The sequence below is a fragment of the Chryseobacterium sp. JJR-5R genome, assembly GCF_034047335.1.
Taxonomy (GTDB): domain Bacteria; phylum Bacteroidota; class Bacteroidia; order Flavobacteriales; family Weeksellaceae; genus Chryseobacterium.
In genome coordinates this window covers 2,647,737-2,667,792 of record NZ_CP139137.1, presented here as the reverse complement: position 1 = coordinate 2,667,792, position 20,056 = coordinate 2,647,737, and the positions used below count along the sequence as shown (strand labels likewise).

Here is a 20,056-nt window from a genome sequence, read left to right as displayed (position 1 = left end):
TTATAAATAAATCTGAAGCTGCACAATAAATTCCCCTTTGGATTTCGGGTTTTCAGTCGGGCTTGTATAAACCGGCCTTGTGGAATACTGTGTTGTAATTTTTGCATGGTGCCCGTCTAGGAACCAGTTGGCCCCAACATCAAACTGGGAAGAAGGCTTATCAAAAGCTTCAAAATCCTTGTATGTGTAAGCGGCAAAAGGCTGGATCCTGATTTTCGGTTTCTCTGCCTGGTTCGGCAATAACAGACCTGCCTGAGCGTAGACTACATTTCCGGTTCCGATCATCGGCTGTAAATTTCCGGGGCCTGCCAAAGCCCGTTGTCCCACAAAATTCGGGTCATTGGCTGCGATGTTCATCGTTCCTAAATTCCTTACATAATTCGGCCCGAAATTATAGTTGTAAAATCCTGCATAAGCGGAAACGGCCATCTTGTTTTTGGCACTGCCCAGAGGGATGTCGGCAAAAGCATCCGCAGAAAGCAAAGTGATGTCATGCTTTTCAATATTTGAATTAACTGACGTTCTGGTACCTTCCGCCTGATGGTAAAAACCGGCACCGATGTTGAAAACTTTTTTGGTTCCTAAGTAAGAACCCACTTTAAAAGGAAGGAGATTGGATTCCGTATCTAAAAATTGGTATTCAAAATAACCGGCTTTGGACCAGTTCGGGTTTCCGTTATTGTCAACCGCGACTTCGTTTCCGGGAACCAGAGTATTTGCAGGAGTCAAATCGGTTGCGAACGGCTTGTTCAAACTCATGCGGTATTCAAATTTTCCGTACTTTCCTTTAGCGAAAACACCCATCTGTCTTGCAAACTGATCCGAATTGTCAATCAGAGGCCAGCTGAAAACAGGGGAATCCAAGGTCAGGAAGTTCAGGGTTGAAGCCATTGTCATCCGGGAAAGCCCCATGTAATAATGAAGCCCGCCTCCTAAAGTAAGGCTGAATTTTCCGGCTTCTCCGGGCATTATCACCGCATACTCATTCCACGCATCATGAAAGAAAAGCTGTGGTTTTTTACCGTTTCCGTACCCGCCTGTTCCGGTGGTTCCGGTTGCGCCGCCGTTGATGAACGTCTGGTTATTGATCCCGATATGGGTCAGAATCATATAACGCTTTGTGATCTGGGCATAAGCTAAAATACGCGCCCTGCGGTTTCCCAGGTTCCATGTATTTTTGGTGGGTTCGCCGCCCACCATGCTCCCGGGGTTCATTTCCGTGTTCCGGATCCAGAACTGGTCCCATAAAATAAATCGCACATACTTATCGCCTTCAGTATTCAAATTTATTTTTAAACCGTTTCCATAATCCGGGGAACCCTGGCCGTATACAGAACTGCTGATTAAAGCTAATCCAATAAAACTTAATATTTTCCTCATAAATTATTAATTTTTTGGCTGTTATTTTATGAAAGCCAAATTGTAATTAATAATTTAGTTGTGAAAATTTAATATATATTATAGGTAAGGCTATAGTTAATAGTTTTGACTTATGAATTAAGAGTTGAAAAAAAGCTTTCTTTAAATTTATATCTTAGATTGTTTTAAGATTCAATGTATTGATTGTTAATATTTTAATGGATTATGTTTTATGAGAAAGAGAATTATAACTCATAATTAATAACCTATAATTAAAACTATTTTTTAAATCTTTCCCATTTGATCAACATGTACTTATCGGCAAACTGGGTAATGATCAAACCGGAATCTTTGATGTTTTCTTCTTTCGATATATAGTCGATCAGTTCGTTTTGCTTTAGAATTTTGTAAACGGGATGAAAATCGGAATGCGGCGGTCTTGTGATGTTGTACTTTTTGATCCATGAGCTTACCGTTACATGGGAAACTCCGATAATCCTTTCTATTTCTCGGAAACTGAGTCCTTCAAGGTACAATTGGAGCGCTTTGGTTACATAGTAGTCGTCTATCTTTTTACCCAGTTTTTTAACGGTAAAATAATAGTTGCATGCTTTACAATGGAATCTTTGCTTTTCGTTAATGATTCCGCTTTTAACCACTTTATCGCTTTTACATTTCGGGCAGAAATTTTCCATGTATAGTATTTTAGCAAATATATAATAATTTAGCAATATTTAATTTTTGCACCGGAATATTATATTCTAAAACACAAAATGAAAATTCATTTTTCTGAAGCAGATATGAAAACAGAGGAAGGAATAAGAAACAATAAACCTGACTTATCTTAAGCAAAAGAATGCTGAAATCCAAGATATAGCATTGAATTTTTCCGCTTTAAATGAATGGGTAAGAATGAATATGCAGTAAACTGAGAAATGATACAGCCAAATAATAAACGCACCTTATATTATCCCATGTCAATTTTGAACTTGGTGGATTTTTTGACTTCATTAAGGACAATAGAGCTGTGGTACTGGCCGATGTTCGGGATGTTTGAAATGACATTGACCGTGAAGTCATTATAAGAATTGACGTCTTTTGCAATGATTTTCAGCATGTAATCATATTCTCCGGAAAGGCTGATGATTTCCTGTACTTCATCATATTTCCCGATGTTCTTTTCAAAGCTTTCAAGGACTTTCTGGGACTGCTCTTTAAGACGGACATTACAGTAGACCACAATATTCAACCCTAATTTTTCGCGGTTCAGGAGACCTACGTATTTTTCTATGATCCCATTTTTCTCCAGCTGTTTGATCCGCTCATAGGTAGGCGTAAAAGTAAGACCGATTCTTTCTGAAATTTCTTTTACAGACAGCGTAGAATTTTCCTGGACGATGCTGAGAATCATTTTATCTTTTAAATCCATATAATGATGATTGAATGGGCACAAAAATAATATATAAAAATTAAATTATTGAATTATTGTGGTATTTTAACTAACTCAGATTTTCTTTTGCAGATTTATAAAATTGTTATATCTTTGCACCTAATGAATAACACAGTATTTATATCATTAGAATTACCGGGCGTAGACGCCCTTTACGATATTTATTTATTTTAAGCGAAGATATTTTCTTCGCTTTTTTTTTGTAAAAAATTTGAGTTATTATGTTTACGATTACAGAACTGAGCACCGAGAGAATCAACAGGATACTGACAGAAGCCATGGCTTTTGCCACCGGCAGAACGGCTAAAATTGAAGGGGAAGTTTTTTGTTCAAACCTTTTCTTTGAAGACAGCACCAGAACAAAGACCAGCTTTGATATCGCTGAAAGGAAACTGGGCCTTCAGGTAGTCCCTTTCGATGCTTCAAACAGTTCTGTGAACAAGGGCGAAAGCCTGTATGATACAGTGAAAACCATTGAAAGCCTGGGTGTAAACCTGGTTGTGATCAGGGATAAGAAAGACCGGTATTTTGATGACCTTAAAAACATCAGCATCCCGGTGATCAACGGAGGGGACGGAACGGGAAACCACCCTTCACAGTGCATGCTGGACCTCATGACCATTTATCAGGAATTCGGTAAGTTTGAAGGCCTGAAAGTGGGGATCGTGGGAGACGTAAAACACAGCCGTGTTGCCAATTCAAATGCAGAGGCGCTGAGAAGGTTAGGCGCAAAAGTGTATTTTTCAGGCCCTGAGCAGTGGTTCGATGAAGGCGCACTTATTAACGGGACCTATCTGGCAGTAGAGCAGCTGATTTCTGAAGTGGATGTCCTGATGCTGTTAAGGATCCAGCATGAACGCCACGATGCCAAAATGAGTTTTTCCGCCTCGGAATACCACAGAAAATACGGACTGACCAAAACCAGGGAGAAAGCAATGAAAGAAGGAGCAATTATCATGCATCCGGCACCCATAAACCGGGGCGTGGAAATTGATACTGACCTGGTGGAATGCGAACGTTCGAGAATCTTCAGGCAAATGCAGAACGGTGTTTTTGCAAGAATGGCCATCCTGAAAGAGGCTTTGGAAAATGAAGGTCATACCTTTAAAGAATTGTAAAAAGTATAATGTACAAAGTAAAAAAGTACATCCCTACGACTTACATTATACATTTACAAAAGAAATTATAAATAGAAATAAAGAGATAAAATTAAAAATGAAGAAAAAGTTAATACTGGAGTCCGGTGAAGTATTTCATGGAGAAGGTTTCGGGGCAGCGTTGGAAACTGCGGGAGAGGTGGTTTTCAATACCGGCATGACAGGGTATCAGGAACTGATCTCAGATCCGTCTTACTGCGGTCAGATTGTATGCATGACATATCCGCTTATCGGGAACTATGGGATTAATAGAGATGATTATGAGAGTATTGAACCGGCAATCAAAGGTCTTATTGTAAAAGAGCTTTGTGACCTGCCATCCAATTTCCGTACTCAGATTACTTTAGACGAATTATTTAAAAAGAAAAACCTGTCCGGGATTTCGGGAATCGATACCCGGAGACTGACCCGGATTCTCCGTAACCACGGCGTGGTAAAAGGAAAAATCGTAAATGCTGATGCTGACGAAAATACGGTAGTTTCAGAACTGAAATCTACAACTTTCCCTACCAACCAGGTGGCACAGGTTTCCACCAAGACGCCTTACGCCAATCCGGGAAGAGGCCTGAAAGTGGTATTGGTCGACTTCGGTTCCAAACTGGGGATTATCAGGGAGCTGTCCCAACGGAACTGCGATATCACCGTGGTTTCCCAGGACGTAACGGCGGAAGACATTTTATTAATGGATCCTGACGGCGTGATGCTGTCCAACGGCCCCGGCGATCCTGAAGACAACCAGCCGGCCCTGGAAATGATCCGCGGACTGTTAGGGAAAGTCCCGATTTTCGGGATTTGTTTAGGACACCAGTTGATTGGTCTGGCCTGCGGCGCAAAAACGTTCAAACTGAAATTCGGGCACCGCGGAGGAAACCATCCGGTGCTGGATTTAGAGAAAAACAAAGTGGCCATCACGTCCCAGAACCACGGGTATGCCGTAGATCAGGAAAGCTTAAAAGCGACAGACCTTATCGAAACGCATATCGCATTGAATGACAGAACCAACGAAGGCCTGAAACACAAAATCCACCCATGCTTCTCCGTTCAGTACCATCCGGAAGCAAGCCCGGGCCCTGAAGATGCAAATTATTTATTTGATGATTTTATAGAGCTGATGGAAGGGTTTAAAAAAGAAGAACCAAGAACCAAGATATAAGAACCAAGACGCAAAATCAAAATCAAATAGATTGCAGATGCATAACTTTGAAAAGCTGATTTTTTGGCAAAGATCCATTGTATTGGCCAAAAATATTTACATTATTTGTAAAGAGATCAGCAATGATGAAAAGTACGGGTTGATTTCTCAGATTAAAAGATCAGCAGTTTCTATTCCTTCTAATATTGCTGAAGGTTCGGGTAGAAATGGAAATAAAGAATTTAATCATTTTCTGTCGATTGCTTTAGGTTCAGCTTTTGAACTGCAGACACAGCTGATTTTGATTAAAGAATTAAATCTCTTACCAAAAGAAAAAACAATCACTCTACTAAATGAAGTTTCTGAAATTCAGAGAATGATTTATTCGTTTAAAAATAATTTAAAATAAAAATCTGGAATCTTGGCTATTGGCTCTAGAATCCTGACTCTATAATAAAAAGAAAAATGGCAAAACGTACAGACATAAAAACAATTTTAGTAATCGGTTCCGGTCCCATCATCATCGGTCAGGCGGCGGAATTTGATTACGCCGGAACGCAGGCCTGCCTGTCTTTGAGAGAAGAAGGGTACAAGGTAATCCTGATCAACTCCAACCCGGCAACGATCATGACGGATGTTGAAATCGCGGATAAAGTATACATCGAACCGATTTCCCTTCAGTTTGTAAGTCACATCATCCGAAAAGAGCGTCCGGATGCGCTTTTACCAACACTTGGCGGGCAGACCGGACTGAACATGGCGGTAGAGCTGGAAAAATCCGGTATTCTTGAAGAATGCAAAGTGGAAGTTCTGGGCACAAAGCTTTCGGCCATCAATCGGGCGGAAGACCGGGATTTGTTCCGGGAGCTGATGAGGGAACTGAATGAACCCGTTCCTGAGTCTGATATCGTGAATACTGTAGAAGGGGCATTGAACTTCGCGGACAGAATCGGGTATCCGGTAATTGTGCGTCCTGCCTTCACCATGGGCGGAACAGGCGGAGGGATCGCTTCCAATGAAGTGGAATTGAAGGAAATTGCTGAATTGGGTCTGAAATACAGTCCGGTAACACAGTGCCTTATTGAACGGTCAATTGCCGGTTTCAAAGAAATTGAATACGAAGTAATGCGTGATGCAAACGACAACGCAATTGTAGTCTGTAACATGGAAAATATAGACCCGGTTGGTGTACACACCGGTGACTCTATCGTGGTGGCGCCTTCCCAGACGCTTTCTGACAGGGAATACCAGCTGTTGAGGAATGCATCGCTAAAAATCATCAGGGCTTTGGGTATTGAAGGCGGATGTAACGTTCAGCTGGCTTTAGACCCGCATTCATTTGACTATTATATCATTGAGGTGAACCCGAGGGTTTCCCGTTCATCAGCCTTGGCCAGTAAGGCAACCGGCTACCCGATTGCAAAAATTGCCGCTAAGATCGCAGTAGGACTGACGCTAGACGAAATCATGAATCCGGTGACCGGAAAAACCTATGCCTGCTTTGAGCCGGCCCTGGATTACGTGGTGACTAAATTCCCGAGATTCCCGTTTGATAAATTTGAAACGGCAGACAGAAGGTTATCCACACAGATGAAAGCAACGGGTGAAGTAATGGCCATCGGACGAAATTTCGAGGAGTCTTTGCAGAAAGCCATCCGTTCTCTGGAAACAGGCATCAAGCATGTCGGTTTGAAAACCAAGCAGGCAGAAGCGCTTACCGAAGAGGAGATCGAAAGAAGAATCAGGGTATGCGACGATGAAAGACTGTTCATCATCGGGGATGCATTAAGAAGAGGATACGACTGGGAACAGATTGTGGAATGGAGCAAAATTGATAAATTCTTTATCTGGAAAATCAAGAAATTAATTGATTTCGAAAAAACGATTGCGGATAAGAGATTTGACAAGGAAACTTTGATCCAGGCCAAGAAATTAGGGTTTGCCGATGTTAATATTGCGGTTTTATGGGATGTAAAAGAGCGCGAAATCTTCAATTTCAGAAAAGAAAACGGAGTAATGCCGGTATACAAGATGGTAGATACCTGCGCTGCGGAATTTGAAAGTGAGACGCCGTATTTCTACGGAACGTACGAAGAAGAAAATGAAAGCGTAGCTTCCGATAAAAATAAAATTATTGTTCTCGGTTCCGGACCGATCAGGATCGGGCAGGGGGTTGAGTTTGACTACGCAACGGTTCACTCGGTTTGGGCAATCAAAGAAATGGGGTATGAAGCCATTATCATCAACAATAATCCTGAAACGGTTTCTACGGATTTCTCCATCTCGGATAAATTATATTTCGAGCCATTAACGGAAGAAGATGTAATGAACATCATCGAGCTTGAAAAACCGATGGGCGTGGTGGTACAGTTCGGTGGGCAGACAGCCATCAACTTAGCGGATAAACTGGCTTCTCACGGCGTTCAGATCCTGGGAACTTCTCTGGAAGATCTGGACAGGGCGGAAAACAGGGATAAATTTGAAAAAGCCCTTCAGGAAATGGGAATTCCCCAGCCTTTAGGAAAAACCTCGACTTCAAAAGAAGAAGCTATAAAAATTGCCAACGAAATCGGGTATCCGGTATTGGTTCGTCCGAGCTACGTTTTAGGAGGAAGGGCCATGGAAATCGTCTATACTGAAGCTGAGCTGTCTCATTACATGGAATTTGCCGTAGATGCGAGCCCGGAACATCCGGTTCTGGTCGACAGGTATATGGTAGGGAAAGAAATTGAAGTGGATGCCATCTGCGACGGTGAAACGGTAATTATTCCGGGGATTATGGAGCATATCGAAAGAGCAGGAGTTCACTCCGGAGACTCGATTGCAGTCTATCCTCCGCAGAATATTTCACCAAGCGAAGTTGAGACATTGGTAGATTATACGCAGCGATTAGCCAAAGGCCTGAAAGTAATTGGGTTAATGAATATCCAGTACGTACTTTTTGAAGGGAATGTATATGTAATTGAAGTGAATCCAAGATCATCAAGAACAGTTCCTTTCTTATCTAAAATTACGGAAGTTCCGATGGCCAACCTGGCAACCAAAGCAATCTTAGGCCAGAAGTTAACCGATTTAGGCTACAAAAACGGACTGGTTCCCAACAAGGAAGGCGTTTTTGTAAAGGTTCCGGTATTCTCTTTCTCAAAACTGACGAAGGTGGACATCTCTTTAGGACCTGAAATGAAGTCGACAGGAGAAGTAATGGGGAAAGATACAACGCTGGAAAAAGCATTGTATAAAGGTTTAGTAGCAGCCGGAAGAAAAGTGCCGATGCACGGTTCTATCTTATTCACAGTAGCAGACAAACACAAGCAGGAAGCAGCTGATCTGGCAGCAAGATTCCATGAAGTGGGCTTCAGGATCTGGGCAACGGAAGGAACGGCTAAATTCTTCAGCGAGCAGGGCATTCCTTGTAAAATTGGCTATAAGATAGGTGAAGAAAGCGTCAACCTGATTGATCTGATCCAGAAAGGAAAAGTTCAATATGTGGTAAATACCATGACCAAAGGAAAACAGTCTGAAAGAGACGGCTTCCAGATCAGGAGAATGAGCGTGGAAAACGGAGTTCCCTGTTTAACCTCAATGGATACAGTAGAAGCAATCCTGAAAGTTATTGAAAGCATGACATTTAAGATGGAAACGATGTAGTTTCCGGAAATAAAACGAAATAACTAAAAAATGCATCTTATTATTAAGATGCATTTTTTAGTTTTAACAGATTTATAATTTAATACAAATGGATAGTTTAAAATATATATTAATAATTTTTCTATATGGAATTACAGTTTCCTGTAATCAGACAAAAACAGAAATAACAGATTATAATACCATTTCAAAGACAAGAGTTAACGCCGATTCTATAAATAAACCGATCAGATATACAGAGAATGAAGTTTTTGATAAATCGACATTTAAACCTATCAGGAGAGCGGAAACTTTGATCTTAAATTATAATGCAATTTCATGCACTTGTGCCCAATGGAGTGATTCAAGGTTTGATAAAAAACAAAATCCTGATAAAAAGAATTATTATTGGCTGGAACCGGCCAATGAAAAATTATTAGCTGCAGATAATTTATTTCAGGGAGATAATTTGCCGGTACAAATAAAAGTAACAGGGCAGATTATAAGCAAGAAAGGGTTTCCTAAAGGAAAAAGATTATCAAAAGTATCCCAAAACGAAGCTGGAAAAGTATTTCGGTATACTGAAATTGAGATATTGAAAAACTAAGGAATTCTAAATTCAATAAAGCTCAAAAAGTACTTGTGATTACCATTGCTTTACATTTCTGAAATTATTAAACAGACTACCGGAAATACACCTTTATATTTTAACAAAATCAGAATCCGGAACCGCTCAAAATGCATATCTTTAAAAGCGAATTAATAATTTTGAACATCAGATGACCAAACATCAGCAGCGGGTAGCCGAAGTCTATCATTTTTTCGATAATAAAGATACGGTTTTAGGGTTCAGGAAATTGCTGGATGCTGCCACGGATACCCAGGATATGGATATTTACCGGCAGGCCATTGAGCTGACCGACTGGAAAGAACGGTTTCCGGAGCACACCGAAGAACTGATCGAAAAATCAAGAAGCCTTCTTGAGAAAATCAAAGAAATTCCGGTAAAGGAATATTCACTTGAAAAGCCGGTACTCCGGGCAGGGAATGTCAAAAAATCTTACGGCAGCAACCGGTTTTCTTTAGGGCCTGTTTCTATGGAGATCTGTAAAGGACAGGTGTACGGGCTGGTAGGCGAGAACGGCAACGGCAAAACCACGCTGCTCAGGATCTTAGCCAAAGAGATTTCCTATAGTGAAGGGGAACTGCAGTATTCTTTTAATGAAAATCCCCAAGATGAATATGATCTCAGGACAAAACTGATATACATCCCGCAAAGGACCGCAAAATGGTATGGAAATTTAAAGGATAACTTAAAATTTGTCCTTTCGAATTACGGCATAAATCCGGAGGAAAATGAAACCCGGACATTAATGATGATCGCGCGCCTCGGACTCTGGAATTACAGGCACCTGAAATGGAGCGAACTTTCTTCCGGATACAAAATGCGTTTCGAATTAGCCCGGACCCTTCTCAGGAAACCCGAAATCCTGCTTCTGGATGAACCGCTTGCAAATCTTGACGTGGTGGCCCAGCAGGTGATTCTGGAAGACCTGAAATCCATAGCCAATTCCGTTAACCATCCCATTGCGCTGATTTTAAGTTCGCAGCAGCTGTATGAAGTGGAAAAAGTCTCAGACAAAGTTATCTTCCTGAAAAACGGACAGTATAAAGACAATGCTGAGTTTAAAAGTGATACAGGAAATCAGCTGATTATAGAAATTGATTCGGCCGGTTCCAGGGAAGAACTATTGGAGGCCTTCAAAAGTTTCAACTTAGAGAAGCTGAATTTCAACGGTGGCGTATACGTTGCTTACTTCTCTTCTGACACATCGTTTTCCGATGTGATGACCGCTCTCGGGAAAGCCGGGGCAGACATTGTGTATCTCCGTAATATCTCATCTTCCACAAGACGGTTCTTCGTTAATTAATTGGCTTTAATCTAAGAAAATGCAGCAAAAAATAAAAAACTTCAACCGGTATTTACTGGAACATTATCCTGCGGTCTGGAATACAAAAATCGTATGGATGCTTCTGGCAGGTATTATGATTCATATAATCTTCTTTTTTATCGGCTATATCTCCCATGCGGACCCTAAGTCGCTTCATAAATTTAACGTCATGGATGATTATTTTTCGGGCGGAATGATCTTTATTCATCTGATTATTTCGATTTTGACGATCGTAGGATGGCTGATTCTGATGTTTAAAAACAATGCCTTCAAGAATTTTTATCCTGTTACAAAATGGCAGATGTTTTCACAGTTCCTGCAGTACTTTATAATCATTTTTACCTGTACATCGTTTTTCTTCTCTTACATGGCGGGTTTCAAACTGTTTGTAAAGAATACGTATCCTGATGGACGGATGTCTGAAAGCATAGCGGTCATCAACAGGACTTATCCCTTCTTCTCACAGGATCTTGAGAACTATACCCTGGACAATAAGATTTTCCCCCAATATCCGCAGCTTTTCTGTGAGACCCATATTGAGAAGATAAACCGGAATAAAAAATACTTTGTTTATTATGACCGCGTCTACCAATACTATACTTTATATTCCAGAACAGTATATGAAAAAGATAATAACGGCGATTATCCGTTCCCGGGAACAGAACCGGAAGACAGATTTGCCTATTCTGAAAAGAATGACAGCTCTGAGACCTACTATTTTAAAAAAGAGGTGGTGGATCTTTCACCCTACATCAAAACAACCGGTCTTACATTCTATAATTTTTCAAGTATATTCTACCGGAACAACCTTGAAGAAAAAAGCTTTTTAAAAAGAAATTATTATAATGATCCCTATATCGATTACAATAAAAACGCTTACTGGAAAGAAAAGAGTGAAGCCAGCAGGCTTACTGCACAGTTACTGGATAAAAGAAATCCTGCAGAGATCGAGAAACTGATGAACGACTTTCTAAGGATCTCCAGAGAATTCGGGATCAGCAATAACCTGGATGCCGTAAAATGGGCAGAAATGGTGTGCCATCCTGAAGATTTCGAAGTCCGGTATTTCATCAAAAAATATGAAACGAAAAGCAATGAAGAATATGACCCCAACAGAAACAGCCAGTATGATGATTATGGATATGCTACATCAACGATAGACTCGGCGGCTACTGTTGTAGAGGGGCAGATCGTTAATAATGCTGTTCAGATCAAAGATTTTAATCCTGATATCAGCAGCCAGCTTTCACCGGAGGATTATTTCATGAAGAACATCACCGGTTATTATTACCATACGGATGACCTCAAGAATTTCCTGGGGAATGTAGATACTGTAAAGTCCACAGATTTCTTTTCAGAAAATATCCATATTTATTTATGGATCGCCTTCTTTCTTGCTACGGTTATTTTCAGCTTCAGGGTAACAGATTTAAAATCGCTGCTGTTCAGTATGATCAGTGGAGGCATCTTATCTTTGGTGGTTGTGCTTATTACCGTTTTATATTCCGTTTCGGGAGGAAGAGGGAGCGAAGAGTTCTTTATTGCCTATCTGGTATTCGGGATCGGGCTGTTTATTTTATCGGTTCCCTTGCTGATGATGAGGAAATTTAAAAAGCTCGTTTCATCGATATTCATTACGGTTTCCATGAACGGTTTTGTGCTGTTTGTATTGCTGTTATTCTTTATCGTAAGCCTTCACCAGGAAAAAGCCTGTAGGGATCTGATGAGTCCGGAAAGATACAGCAACTGCAAAACGGTGATCGAAACACTGGGTTTCTCTCTGAGCTATATTATACTGGCAATCGGATTTGTGTTTATGTATTTTTATACCGGTGTTCTTAAAAAATGGAAAGCAATGCCGGAATAGCTGCTGTAATTGTATAAAGTTTCAAAGCACCGTATAATCCTAATAATCGTATGGTGATTTAATCAGGAATTAATTATTCAGCACCTGAAAGGTTTTAACAAAATTTAGTATCCCTAAAACAGATTTCTGGCCTTGTTTTCGTATTTTTAAATAAAATTTTAAAAAGTGAAAAAGTTACTATTTGCAGTTTGCATATCAGCTTCAGCTCTCGGTTTTGCCCAGGATTATTCAGTGCCGGCAGCAAGTCCGCGCCAGAAAGTAGAACAGCAGTTTTCCATGTCTAAAATAACCATTGATTATGGAAGGCCGGGTGTAAAAGGGCGCAAAATCTTCGGTGAGCTGGTACCTTACGGACAGGTTTGGAGAGCGGGAGCCAACTCATCTACCAAAATTACCTTTGGGCAGTCGGTGAATTTCGGAGGCAAGATCGTTCCGGCAGGAACATACGGTTTATTTGTGGTCCCTACGGAAAAGGAATGGAAAGTGATCTTAAACAAAGACTTCCAGCAGTGGGGTGCGTATACGTATGATGCAAAACAGGATGTGGTGGACGTTACCGTTCCGGTAAAAAAGCTTGCCGACAAACAGGAATGGTTTGAGATCACGCTGAATCCAACGGATGAAAACTCCGGCAATCTGGCGATCAAATGGGACATGGCCCAGGCAGAAGTGGCAATAAAGCCTGCAAAGCCTGAAGCCGTAAGCAAGATTGCAGACAAGCTGAAAGAAATCAAGAAAATAGAAGCCGACGCTGCCAAAACAAAAAGCTAAGCATGGATTTTTCAGTCCAGGCCGTCCTGCAGGATCAGGAATATGAACTAATCCCCTTACAGCAAGGGGATTTTGAGCTTTTGTACGAAGTGGCTTCCGACCCTAAAGTCTGGAAGCAGCATCCCAATAAAGACCGTTACCGGAAAGAAGTGTTCCGGAATTTTTTCAAAGGGGCTATGGAAAGCAAAGGGGCTTTTAAAATCACAGAAAAAACGTCAGGCGATATACTGGGCAGCACCCGTTTTTACGATTATGACAAAGAAGGCGATTCTATTTTCATAGGCTATACGTTTTACGGGACCCAATCATGGGGAAGAGGCATCAATCCGAAAATCAAGAAGCTGATGCTTGATTATATCTTCCGGTTTGTAAGCCGGGTATATTTCCATGTAGGAAAAGACAATATCCGTTCACAGAAAGCCATGGAAAGGCTCGGAGCCCATGCCATTGCCGAACAGGAAGTCGCTTATTTCGGTGAACCTTCAAGAACCAACATCGTATACGAAATAAAAAAAGAGAACTGGTATGAAAAAATTTAAGATCCAACAGTCACCGCTCGTTGTTCCCACAACAGACGGAAAGCTTATTAAAGAACACTGGGGAAACTCGACACAGAATTCAGAAATCTCCATCGCTCACATGGTAGCGCCGGCGGATTGGAGCGAGCCTCATCAAACGCCCGAATTTGATGAATACACCCTCATCATTTCCGGTAAAAAACAGTTTGAAATCGACGGTGAAACCGTGGTGCTTGAAAAAGGGCAGAGCATCCTGATCGAAAAAGGGGCAAGGGTACGCTACAGCAACCCATTTCCCGAAGAATGTGAATATGTCTCCATTTGCCTGCCCGCATTTTCCATGGAACTGGTGAACAGGGAACAGGAAGGGGTGGATTGATTTTGTAAAATAAACAGAGCCGGCTTAAAGATATTGGTTAGGCTATACAGATTAAATAACCTCAAATTGCTGAGGTTATTTTTTTTGGTTATCAATAGGATAGGAACCTGTTTTAGACTTTTGCGTTTAAGCTTACTGACAATTTTTATATGAACAGATGAAGCATACATAAAATCTGCGTATCAGTATTATCTGCGGAAGATTGTTTTGAAATACAGGTACTGAGTTACTCCATAAAATGGGATCTTTAAATTTTCTTGGAGCATTGCAGAATTATTTGTAAGTTCGCCGCTGTAAAAACTAACAACTGATTGTATACATGAAAAACAAATTATCCGCAGCCCTTTTTCTGGGCATTTCGCTTTCCGCAACATCATGCGCAACCATCCTTACAGGGACCAAAGACAGCATAACATTCAATTCAACTCCCGAAGGAGCAAAAGTGATACACAAAGGTATTGAAAAATGTACCACGCCGTGTACTGCCGAAATTCCGAGGTCGTTAAGCAGGCAGATGGTTACCTTGCAAAGAGAAGGATTTAATAACAAAGAAGTGAAACTTACCAAAACCTTTAATGCCGTATCCCTGGTTAATATCCTTTTGGGAGGCGTAATCGGTGTCGGAATTGATGCTGCTACAGGCTCCCTGACGAAATATTCCCCGAACGCTTATAAGATAGAGCTGGAAGCAAAGTAATTGAAATTTATCATTACAGCAATATAACAGTGTAACAATCGTGAAGGTCAAACTATTGTTACACTGTTACATTTATACATTGCTATACTATTTAAGGATTTCCTTCAGAAACATCAGCGTATGGTTCCAGGCTCTTTTTGCCATCACGGGATTGTAGTCTGCCGACTTCGGGTCCGTAAAAGTATGCTTGGAATGCGCATAGGTAATGATCTGCCAGTCTGCATTTCCCTCATTCATTTCTTTAACCAGGTTGTTGTAATCTTCCGGCGTTACGCTTTTATCATCCGCAGGGTTTTCTACCAGGATCTTAGTGGAAACCGGTCCGTTTTTACGGGTCTGGTCTTTCCCCAGGCTTCCGTGGATGGAAACCACACCTGCCACAGGAAGGCCTCCGCGCGCCGTTTCCAGTGCTCCTGCGCCGCCGAAGCAGTATCCGATCACTGCAATCTTGCCGGGAACCGCTCCGCTTTTTTTAAGCTGGTCCAGAGCCAGGGAAATCCTTTTCTGGTATGCCTCATAATTTTTCTTGTAGGAACCTGATGCTTTCGCTGCTGCATCACTGTCTGCCGGGATATTCCCTTCGCCGTAAATATCAGCAATAAAAGCAATGTATCCCTGTTTTTCAAGTTCGGCTGCTGCTGTTTTTGCTTCATCGTCAATCCCTTTCCAGGCGGGAAGGATCAGGACGCCCGGAAGCTTTTTCCCGGCGTTGGATGTCACCAGGCCATTTAGTTTCTGCGGACCGTCCTGATAGGAAACCGGTTTGAGTTTCTGGCTGAACAGGGTAGCTGAGGTCACCAGAAGCGCAGGTAATAAAACTGAACGTATCATATCTTGTAATTTAATTTTTTTATTTGGAGCTTTTTCCCGCTTTCCGCTGCAATCTTTTTTTTCAAAAAAGGATTTCCGCTTCAATCGGGGCTGGGGTTTGGTCATTGATACAGATTTTTGGTCTGTCAGGCGGATGATGAAGTAACCTCTACTATTCTTCATCTTCTTCAGGTGAGATCTTTCGTTGTTTCTTTCCCTGCAATAACAAATCCTTATCTAAATTAATAAAAATAACTTACAACCCATATTAATAATATTTTATAAATAGTCTGATGATTAAAATGGCTGTAAACATGCTTTCCAGGAGAGCCGTATTTCTTTCCAGTCTGTTAAAGGAATTATCGTTTTTGAAAACCCTTCCTGCCATAATTCAAAATGAGTTGGCATTATCTCTGCGAACCAATGGTTTCCCAACCGTCTCCGTAATCAGGATCTTCAATTTCAGAAAAATTATCTGACATGGCTAAATCCAAATCAGAAACAGAATCATCCGGATCGTCGGGATGTCTAAAGCTGTAAAGATAATTGGCAATTGGATTTCCGGAAACTATACCATCAGATTTCTGTGGTGTTTTTTGCATGACTAAACCATACTTCTGCAATATTGTATCATTCATAGACAACTTCGGATATTAATTATTTTGAACACTTAACCATTTAATCCGGTCTGTAAAACTGATACTGCCCGTTTTCATAGTATGCATAAATATGCTGCAGCCCGTTGGTTAAGATGATTTTTTTTGCTCCCACAATTGAGTTATACCGGGCCGTCTGCTCAAAGGTTTTCTCCGTAAGTTTAATGCCCGGCGCTTTGCATTCAATCAAAATGACCGGCTGCGTTTTTTCGGTAACCAGAAGGTCAATTCTTTTCGTAAGGCCGTTCAGGACTATTTTTTTCTCCGTGATCAGGGCCGATGCGGCATAAGACTTCACGGTAAGGTAATAGTGGATCCAGTGCTGGCGCACCCACTCTTCAGGCGTAAGCAAAAGGTAGGTTTTACGGACGGGGTCATAAATAAAAAACTTATCTTTGTCCTGCTTGAATTTAAAATCAAAACGGTCCTGAAAATTCAGTGTCGGAAGTTCCATTATTAAGATGAAAGAATTAGAAACAATCCTCAAAAATATTAAAAATAAAGAAGTTTTACCGATTTATTTTTTTCACGGAGAAGAGCCCTATTTTATTGATCTTGCCGTAAAGGCCCTGGAACATGATTTTCTGAGTGAAGATGAAAAAGCCTTCAACCAGACCGTGGTGTACGGCAAAGATACCGGCTACCCGGAAATCCTTTCCCTGGCCAGGCAGTTCCCGATGATGGGCGATAAGCAGGTAATCATTGTAAAGGAAGCCCAGGATTTAAAGCTCAATGAAAGTGAAAGCAGGGCTATGGAAGCCTATCTTGAAAATCCTGTTCCTTCAACGGTCCTGGTTTTTGCCCACAAGCACAAAAAACTGGACAGCCGGAAAAAGGTAACCAAATCCCTGGAGAAAGCCGGAGCATTGTTTATAAGTGAATCCGTAAGGGAAAACAACCTCCCGAAATGGATTGCGGATGAATGCATTAGGCTCGGCATAAAAACAGCCCCGAACATGTCCCATTTACTGGCGGAATACCTCGGGAATGATCTTTCCCGGATTGCCAATGAGCTGAACAAGCTCAAAATGATCCTTAAGCAGGGAGAAGTTTTAGACGGCACCCTTATCGAAAACCACATCGGGATCAGCAAAGAATACAATGTTTTTGAACTGCAGAAAGCTTTAGGGACAAAAAACGCCAGTGCAGCATTCAAAATCGCGCATTACATGGGCAAAAACCCTAAAAATAATCCTTTTGTCATGCTGCTTTCAAGCTTATATAATTACTTTTCCAACGTCATCATCTACAACACCATGGCAGGACAGCCGCCGCAGACCATAGCTTCCCAGATGGGAGTGAACCCTTATTTTATTAAAGACTATGCAGAATCGGCGAGGCTGTACCCGTTAAAGCATGCCACCAGGGTAATCTCCATTTTAAGGGAATTCGATATGAAGGGGAAAGGGCTGGGAGCGGTCAATATGAATGAAGCCGAACTGATTAAAGAACTGGTTTATAAAATTATCCATGTGGATAAAATCAAAATGAAAGTCTGAGCAGGTAAAAATTTTTATCTGAATTTAATATCCAGCTTAATTAACTCATGCCTCATACCAGATAACTTATAATTCACAATTCATGGCTGATCATGTCATCGAAAACCAACATCTTAGATATTGACAACTATCATTAAAATTACTTTAATTAAACGTTAAAAATTCCGAACTTAGCGGACATAAATTTAAAATCTTTCAAAAGCAGATTATGGAGCAAAATATTTTTGATTGTGTGATCGTGGGATCCGGGCCTTCCGGTTTTACAGCGGCCATTTATGCAGCAAGAGCAGACCTTAAACCACAGTTGTATACAGGATTGGAGCCGGGCGGACAATTGACTACCACTACCGAAGTAGACAACTTTCCGGGATACCCGTCAGGGATCACGGGTCCTGAAATGATGATGGATCTGCAGAAGCAGGCGGAAAGATTTGATACCCAAGTGTATTATGAAATGATCACTAAAGTCGAGTTTTCCAGAGAAAGGGGAGGGATACATAAACTGTACGCCGGAAGCAAAGAGATCCTGGCCAGGACAGTAATCATCTCTACCGGGGCAACCGCAAAATATTTAGGCCTTGATGATGAGAAAAAATATGCAGGCGGCGGTGTATCAGCATGTGCAACCTGTGACGGCTTTTTCTATAAAGGAAAAGATGTTGTAGTGGTGGGTGCCGGAGATACGGCGGCTGAAGAAGCCACTTATCTTGCCAAATTATGCAGAAAAGTAACCATGCTGGTCAGAAAAGATGTGTTCAGGGCTTCCAAAGCCATGATCCACAGGGTACATCACACCCCGAATATCGAAGTGAGATTGCATCATGAGCTGATTGGGATTGAAGGAGAAAACAATCTGGTGGAGAGAGCCATAGTCATTAATAACCAGACAAACGAAACATCCTCTATCGATGTAGACGGGATTTTCATTGCCATCGGGCACAAGCCGAATACCGATGTTTTCGCAGGACAGGTAACCCTGGATGAAAACGGGTATATCGCCACTGAGAAAGGCACTGCCAAAACCAACCTTCCGGGTGTCTTTGCCGCAGGCGACGTCCAGGATCATATCTACAGGCAGGCGATTACGGCAGCGGGAAGCGGCTGTATGGCAGCTATGGATGCAGAAAAATATCTGGCAGAACTTGAAGATTAATCTTACAGGCCATAAATAATACAAAAACGCATTCTCCGGGATGTGTTTTTTGTTTTACGCTTTTCCAGATGCTCTTTCTTACAGCAAGCATAAATTAATTCTTCTGATTTTTAACTGATTATTGTATTCTCTCATAATTTTCGTTAAAAATATTTTGGCAGTCATGAAAAACATTTTATATTTGCACCACTGAAAACGACGATCTGATCGGAGTTTTGGAGAGATGGCAGAGTGGTCGATTGCGATAGTCTTGAAAACTATTGACTGTAACAGGTCCGGGGGTTCGAATCCCTCTCTCTCCGCTGGTTGAGAAACTAAAATAGGCTAAAACGCTGTAAGCATCAATGTTTACAGCGTTTTTTGTTTTACGCTAGAGTCAAAAAAAATCAAAAAAGGTCACGATTTATATGACCTATTCCGTGACCTATCCTGAAAATTTGAAAATGGGTCACAAAAAATTCAGGGAAAGCCGACTAACAGGCAGTCTAACGATTGTACATCTTGCAGAAAGTGGTAACAAAAACTAAATTATTAAACAATTAAAGTTACCACACAATGAACAAAACATTCAACCTGTTATTCTTTATAAAAAAGAATAAGATCAGAACCAATGGAACCGCACCCATCTACTTGCGAATCACGATAGATGGCAAGGCAGCGGACATTGCTGCTAAAAGGTACATCGACCCACAGAAATGGGATAATAGGTCACATAAGGCAGTAGGCAATACTCAGGAAGCCAAAACACTGAACCTCTATCTTAAAACTTTGGAACAGCGAGTTTACGATTCTCATTACCTGATGCTTAATTGTTTTTCTTAAAATTGGTTTAAAGATTCCAAATTATCCTTATTTATTTTTTTTTAACTTCCACTTATTTCCAAATTATTCCAGATTGTTCTTATTTAATACAACTCCCTTTAATATTATCGTTTTAACGATTTGATGTTCCAATTGATTATCAGTCGTCTTATAATCCGTTTACAGGAAGTCAGGTTTTTATGCTGGATTTTGCGGGGGAATTGAAGCCCA

The 20,056-nt window shown here is 41.1% G+C and carries 20 protein-coding genes and 1 tRNA gene; 15 read left to right on the top strand and 6 right to left on the bottom strand.

Translation table 11 applies throughout. The features are described 5' to 3' along the window. The 3 genes from SD427_RS11760 to SD427_RS11750 all read right to left on the bottom strand — a co-directional run bounded on the left by SD427_RS11760 (nucleotide 1) and on the right by SD427_RS11750 (nucleotide 2,788). Entirely contained in the window at nucleotides 1–1,380 is a 1,380-nt protein-coding gene (locus tag SD427_RS11760; protein WP_320557991.1) for a porin, read from the bottom strand. Nucleotides 1,381–1,637: 257 nt separating this feature from the next. Beyond that, a complete protein-coding gene (locus tag SD427_RS11755; protein ID WP_320557990.1) occupies nucleotides 1,638–2,054 on the bottom strand; it encodes a transposase-like zinc-binding domain-containing protein in 417 nt (138 codons plus the stop codon). A 272-nt stretch (nucleotides 2,055–2,326) separates the two neighbouring features. Beyond that, on the bottom strand, nucleotides 2,327–2,788 hold the full coding sequence (locus SD427_RS11750) for an Lrp/AsnC family transcriptional regulator (RefSeq protein ID WP_320557989.1): 462 nt from the start codon (nucleotides 2,786–2,788) through the stop codon (nucleotides 2,327–2,329). 242 nt (nucleotides 2,789–3,030) lie between these two features. Between SD427_RS11750 and SD427_RS11745 the strand changes: the two genes are divergently transcribed. The 11 genes from SD427_RS11745 to SD427_RS11695 all read left to right on the top strand — a co-directional run bounded on the left by SD427_RS11745 (nucleotide 3,031) and on the right by SD427_RS11695 (nucleotide 14,906). Beyond that, nucleotides 3,031–3,927 carry an aspartate carbamoyltransferase catalytic subunit gene (locus tag SD427_RS11745; RefSeq protein WP_320557988.1) on the top strand — a complete coding sequence of 299 codons (897 nt, stop codon included), beginning with the start codon at nucleotides 3,031–3,033 and terminating at the stop codon, nucleotides 3,925–3,927. 97 nt (nucleotides 3,928–4,024) lie between these two features. After that, nucleotides 4,025–5,119 carry a carbamoyl phosphate synthase small subunit gene (locus SD427_RS11740; protein WP_320557987.1) on the top strand — a complete coding sequence of 365 codons (1,095 nt, stop codon included), beginning with the start codon at nucleotides 4,025–4,027 and terminating at the stop codon, nucleotides 5,117–5,119. 37 nt (nucleotides 5,120–5,156) lie between these two features. Then, on the top strand, nucleotides 5,157–5,507 hold the full coding sequence (locus SD427_RS11735; protein WP_320557986.1) for a four helix bundle protein: 351 nt from the start codon (nucleotides 5,157–5,159) through the stop codon (nucleotides 5,505–5,507). A 56-nt stretch (nucleotides 5,508–5,563) separates the two neighbouring features. Next, on the top strand, nucleotides 5,564–8,746 hold the full coding sequence (carB, locus tag SD427_RS11730) for a carbamoyl-phosphate synthase large subunit (RefSeq protein ID WP_320557985.1): 3,183 nt from the start codon (nucleotides 5,564–5,566) through the stop codon (nucleotides 8,744–8,746). An 88-nt stretch (nucleotides 8,747–8,834) separates the two neighbouring features. Further along, nucleotides 8,835–9,329 carry a hypothetical protein gene (locus SD427_RS11725; protein ID WP_320557984.1) on the top strand — a complete coding sequence of 165 codons (495 nt, stop codon included), beginning with the start codon at nucleotides 8,835–8,837 and terminating at the stop codon, nucleotides 9,327–9,329. Nucleotides 9,330–9,501: 172 nt separating this feature from the next. After that, nucleotides 9,502–10,653 carry an ABC transporter ATP-binding protein gene (locus SD427_RS11720; protein ID WP_320557983.1) on the top strand — a complete coding sequence of 384 codons (1,152 nt, stop codon included), beginning with the start codon at nucleotides 9,502–9,504 and terminating at the stop codon, nucleotides 10,651–10,653. Nucleotides 10,654–10,672: 19 nt separating this feature from the next. Beyond that, on the top strand, nucleotides 10,673–12,541 hold the full coding sequence (locus tag SD427_RS11715) for a hypothetical protein (RefSeq protein WP_320557982.1): 1,869 nt from the start codon (nucleotides 10,673–10,675) through the stop codon (nucleotides 12,539–12,541). 165 nt (nucleotides 12,542–12,706) lie between these two features. Beyond that, the gene (locus tag SD427_RS11710) at nucleotides 12,707–13,312 is read left to right on the top strand and encodes a DUF2911 domain-containing protein (RefSeq protein ID WP_320557981.1); all 606 of its coding nucleotides are present in this window, start codon (nucleotides 12,707–12,709) and stop codon (nucleotides 13,310–13,312) included. A gap of 2 nt (nucleotides 13,313–13,314) precedes the next feature. Further along, nucleotides 13,315–13,851 (top strand): GNAT family N-acetyltransferase, encoded by a 537-nt coding sequence (locus SD427_RS11705; protein ID WP_320557980.1) that lies wholly within the window; start codon nucleotides 13,315–13,317, stop codon nucleotides 13,849–13,851. Beyond that, nucleotides 13,838–14,209 (top strand): cupin domain-containing protein, encoded by a 372-nt coding sequence (locus tag SD427_RS11700; RefSeq protein ID WP_320557979.1) that lies wholly within the window; start codon nucleotides 13,838–13,840, stop codon nucleotides 14,207–14,209. The genes SD427_RS11705 and SD427_RS11700 overlap by 14 nt, the downstream gene beginning before the upstream one ends. A 319-nt stretch (nucleotides 14,210–14,528) precedes the next feature. Further along, entirely contained in the window at nucleotides 14,529–14,906 is a 378-nt protein-coding gene (locus SD427_RS11695; protein ID WP_320557978.1) for a PEGA domain-containing protein, read from the top strand. Nucleotides 14,907–14,993: 87 nt separating this feature from the next. On the opposite strand, the gene SD427_RS11690 is transcribed toward SD427_RS11695, so the two are convergent. The 3 genes from SD427_RS11690 to SD427_RS11680 form a co-directional block, all read right to left on the bottom strand. Continuing rightward, the gene (locus SD427_RS11690; RefSeq protein ID WP_320557977.1) at nucleotides 14,994–15,737 is read right to left on the bottom strand and encodes a dienelactone hydrolase family protein; all 744 of its coding nucleotides are present in this window, start codon (nucleotides 15,735–15,737) and stop codon (nucleotides 14,994–14,996) included. Nucleotides 15,738–16,123: 386 nt separating this feature from the next. Beyond that, a complete protein-coding gene (locus SD427_RS11685; RefSeq protein ID WP_320557976.1) occupies nucleotides 16,124–16,354 on the bottom strand; it encodes a hypothetical protein in 231 nt (76 codons plus the stop codon). A gap of 40 nt (nucleotides 16,355–16,394) precedes the next feature. Continuing rightward, nucleotides 16,395–16,826, bottom strand: coding sequence for a type I restriction enzyme HsdR N-terminal domain-containing protein (locus tag SD427_RS11680; protein ID WP_320557975.1), 432 nt, complete (start codon nucleotides 16,824–16,826; stop codon nucleotides 16,395–16,397). Nucleotides 16,827–16,833: 7 nt separating this feature from the next. Here SD427_RS11680 and holA point away from each other — a divergent pair, with 7 nt between their 5' ends. The 4 genes from holA (at nucleotide 16,834) to SD427_RS11660 (ending at nucleotide 19,846) form a co-directional block, all read left to right on the top strand. After that, nucleotides 16,834–17,871 (top strand): DNA polymerase III subunit delta, encoded by a 1,038-nt coding sequence (holA, locus tag SD427_RS11675; protein WP_320557974.1) that lies wholly within the window; start codon nucleotides 16,834–16,836, stop codon nucleotides 17,869–17,871. A 208-nt stretch (nucleotides 17,872–18,079) separates the two neighbouring features. Continuing rightward, complete coding sequence (gene trxB, locus SD427_RS11670; RefSeq protein ID WP_320557973.1) at nucleotides 18,080–19,024, top strand: thioredoxin-disulfide reductase; 945 nt, start codon at nucleotides 18,080–18,082, stop codon at nucleotides 19,022–19,024. A 217-nt stretch (nucleotides 19,025–19,241) separates the two neighbouring features. Continuing rightward, nucleotides 19,242–19,326 (top strand) — tRNA-Ser (locus SD427_RS11665). 253 nt (nucleotides 19,327–19,579) lie between these two features. Beyond that, nucleotides 19,580–19,846, top strand: coding sequence for an Arm DNA-binding domain-containing protein (locus tag SD427_RS11660; protein WP_320557972.1), 267 nt, complete (start codon nucleotides 19,580–19,582; stop codon nucleotides 19,844–19,846). The last annotated feature ends 210 nt before the right edge of the window (nucleotides 19,847–20,056 follow it).